The organism is Sphingomonas sp. (assembly GCF_042096255.1).
GTDB lineage: Bacteria > Pseudomonadota > Alphaproteobacteria > Sphingomonadales > Sphingomonadaceae > Sphingomonas.
On sequence record NZ_JBELLZ010000184.1, the window covers coordinates 1 to 2,710 of the forward strand.

General features: G+C 68.5%; 5 protein-coding genes. All 5 read right to left on the reverse strand.

What is annotated here, in order from left to right; all coding sequences use genetic code 11:
- Positions 1 to 127: 127 nt before the first annotated feature.
- The 5 genes from ACFDTH_RS18040 to dnaQ are packed head-to-tail and all read right to left on the reverse strand — an operon-like array spanning position 128 to position 2,687.
- A complete protein-coding gene (locus tag ACFDTH_RS18040) occupies positions 128 to 442 on the reverse strand; it encodes a DUF1491 family protein (RefSeq protein WP_375288929.1) in 315 nt (104 codons plus the stop codon).
- Positions 439 to 906 carry a PaaI family thioesterase gene (locus tag ACFDTH_RS18045; protein ID WP_375288930.1) on the reverse strand — a complete coding sequence of 156 codons (468 nt, stop codon included), beginning with the start codon at positions 904 to 906 and terminating at the stop codon, positions 439 to 441. Before ACFDTH_RS18045 ends, ACFDTH_RS18040 begins: the two co-directional genes overlap by 4 nt.
- Positions 893 to 1,363: a PTS sugar transporter subunit IIA gene (locus tag ACFDTH_RS18050; protein ID WP_375288931.1), complete on the reverse strand. Its 471-nt coding sequence runs from the start codon at positions 1,361 to 1,363 to the stop codon at positions 893 to 895. Before ACFDTH_RS18050 ends, ACFDTH_RS18045 begins: the two co-directional genes overlap by 14 nt.
- A 12-nt stretch (positions 1,364 to 1,375) precedes the next feature.
- Entirely contained in the window at positions 1,376 to 1,972 is a 597-nt protein-coding gene (gene hpf, locus ACFDTH_RS18055; RefSeq protein ID WP_375288932.1) for a ribosome hibernation-promoting factor, HPF/YfiA family, read from the reverse strand.
- A gap of 25 nt (positions 1,973 to 1,997) precedes the next feature.
- Positions 1,998 to 2,687, reverse strand: a complete 690-nt coding sequence (gene dnaQ, locus ACFDTH_RS18060; RefSeq protein WP_375288933.1) for a DNA polymerase III subunit epsilon — start codon at positions 2,685 to 2,687, stop codon at positions 1,998 to 2,000.
- Between the last annotated feature and the right edge of the window lie 23 nt (positions 2,688 to 2,710).

Consider the following 2,710-nt stretch of genomic DNA (forward strand, 5'->3'; position numbering starts at 1 on the left):
TTCTTCGCGAAGGAGCGAGAACGAACCGGCCGGACAACCCCCCGACTGCGTCACCGGTCGGATCGCACCCGCCCAGCCCAACGCTTCCCAGTAGTGGAAATCGACGTGTTTGAGACGGGACGGCGCGTCAATCTTGCAGGAATGTTTCAGCGATGAGTCGTTTCGCCTGCGCGATGTCCAGTTCGACCACCCAAAGGTCGGGGTCGCTGCGGCGGCGGCGTGCCCAATATTCGTCGACCGATTCACCGGGTTTTGGCGCCGATTCGATCAGCGCCGACTCGCCTCGCGCGTCCAGCCCGCGTTCCAGCAGCACGTCGTCGACGATCGCCAACACCGCGCCGGCGGTCTCGTCGCCCCGCGCCCGCACCACCGCAAACCCGCCCGCATCGTTGACCCGGCGGAGCAGCGCCGAGACGAGCAGCCCCGTCGGCAGCCGGCTCATGCGCCGTATCCGGGAAGGCCGGCCAGCGCGATGCGGCTGCGCATGAAGGTGCCGCTGCCGCGCGCCACCTCCTCCCCCGCGGAGTCGAGCAGCCGCGCGTCGGCGACGAATACGCGACGGGTACCGCTGATCCAGCGGCCCTCCGCAGTCACCTCGCCCATGCCCAGGGGGCGGGTGAAGTTGAGGTTGAACTGAGTGGTGAGCAGGAAACGGTCGGTCACGAGGCTGTTGCAGGCGTAAAAGGCGGCATCGTCCAGCATCTTGAAATAGCTGGTGCCGTGCACCGCGCCGCCGGCATGGAAGTGGCGCTCGTCGAGGCGGAAGCGAATCCGCGCCACCCCCGCCGCGACGATCTCCAGCCGCGACTCGAACAGCCGATTGATCGGCGCGGCGGCATAGAGCCGCTCCAGCGCGTGGTGATGCGCCGCAGCCCCGGTGTCGGGACCGTGGTCAGGCAGCGTCACGCGCCTCGTCCGCGTTGAGCAGGGCCCACATGGCGTCGCGTGACCCGGCCCCGCGCAGCTTGGCAAGGAAGCCGTGGTCGCGCAGCTGGTGCGACACGCGTGACAGTGCCTTGAGATGCTCGGCCCCCGCATCCGGTGGCGAGAACAGCGCGAAGACGATGTCCACCGGCGCACCATCGACCGCGTCATAGTCGATCGGCTTGGCGGTGCGCGCCACCACCCCGGTGATCCTGTCGAGACCGGCCACCCGGGCATGGGGGATCGCCACTCCCCGCCCGAAGCCGGTCGAGCCGAGTTTCTCACGGGCGATCAGCGCATCGCCGAGCGGGAGAGCGTTGATCCCCAGCGTGGTGGCAGCCGCGGCCGCCACCTGCTGGAGCAGTGCGCGCTTGTTGGCCGCGGCCACCCCGGTGAGGACCAGCTCCGGCGCGATAAGGTCGCTAAGGTCGGTGGACATGGCCCGCCGTCGTCAGCCCGCGCTCTGCGCCTGGCCGCGCTGCGGCTCGACCCAGCCGATCGTCCCGTCGCCGCGGCGATAGACCATGTTGTAGGCGCCGGTGCCCGAGTTGCGAAACAGCAGGGCGGCGGTGTTGCGCAGGTCCAGCATCATCACCGCGTCGGACACGCTCGCCTCCGGCACGTCGACGCGGGTCTCGGCGACGATCAGCGGCGCTTCGCCCGCTTCGTCCTCATCGATGCTCTCGGCGAACAGGGTATAGCCCGCATCATAGCCATTCGCCTCCTGCACCGCGACCGCTTCGGCGGCATTGCGATCCTTCAGGCGGCGCATGTAGCGGCGGAGCTGCTTCTCGATCTTCTCGGCGGCACCGTCGAAGGAAAGATGCGCGTCCTGCGCGTCGTGGCGGCCCTTGAGGACCAGCCCCTTCATGACGTGCGCGACGATGTCGCACTTGAACCCCGCATCGTGCGGGCCCTTGCCGAAGGTGACCTCGGCGGAAATGGTGCGGCTGAAATACTTCTCCGCGATCCCGTTGAGACGGTCCTCGACATGGGCGCGCAGCGCGTCGCCGGTCTCGACCTGATGTCCCGAGATGCGGATTTCCATGTAATTTCTCCTAGTGGCGATGGCGTCAACCGGACGCCCCGGCCCCCCAAAGCGGATCCTTCACCCCCGACATGAACGCGGCATGGGCCGCTAGCTCTCCCTCGCTCGGCGCAAAATGGCGTGGCGGGCGGGCGGTTCGCGCTATTGGCGCAGCGCTCGCCACCGTCTCCACCACGATGTCGCTGACCAGCCCCAGCCCGATCTGGCGGCCGCCGCACAGCTCGACATAGACCTGCGCCAGCAATTGCGCGTCGAGCAGCGCGCCGTGGAGCACGCGGTGCGAGCGGTCGATGCCGAAGCGGCTGCACAGGGCATCCAGCGTGTGCTTGGCACCCGGATGCCGCGAGCGGGCCATCGCCAGCGTGTCTACCATGCGCGAGGTGCATACCAGCGCGCGGCCGCAGCGGCCCAGCTCGCCGTTGAGGAAGGAGAAGTCGAAGCCGGCATTGTGCGCGATCAGCGGCGCATCGCCCAGGAAATCGATCAGCGCCTCGCAGGTGGCGGAGAAGAGCGGGTGGCCGGCGAGGAACGAGGCCTTGAGGCCGTGGATGCGCTCGGCCTCGGCGGGCATGTCGCGCTCGGGATTGAAATAGGCGTGGAAGGTGCGCCCGGTCTCGCAGCGGTTGACCAACTCGACGCAGCCGATCTCGACCATGCGGTCGCCGCCGGCGAAGCTGGTGCCGGTGGTTTCGGTATCGAAGACGATCTCGCGCATGGGGGAGCGACTATCGGCCTTCC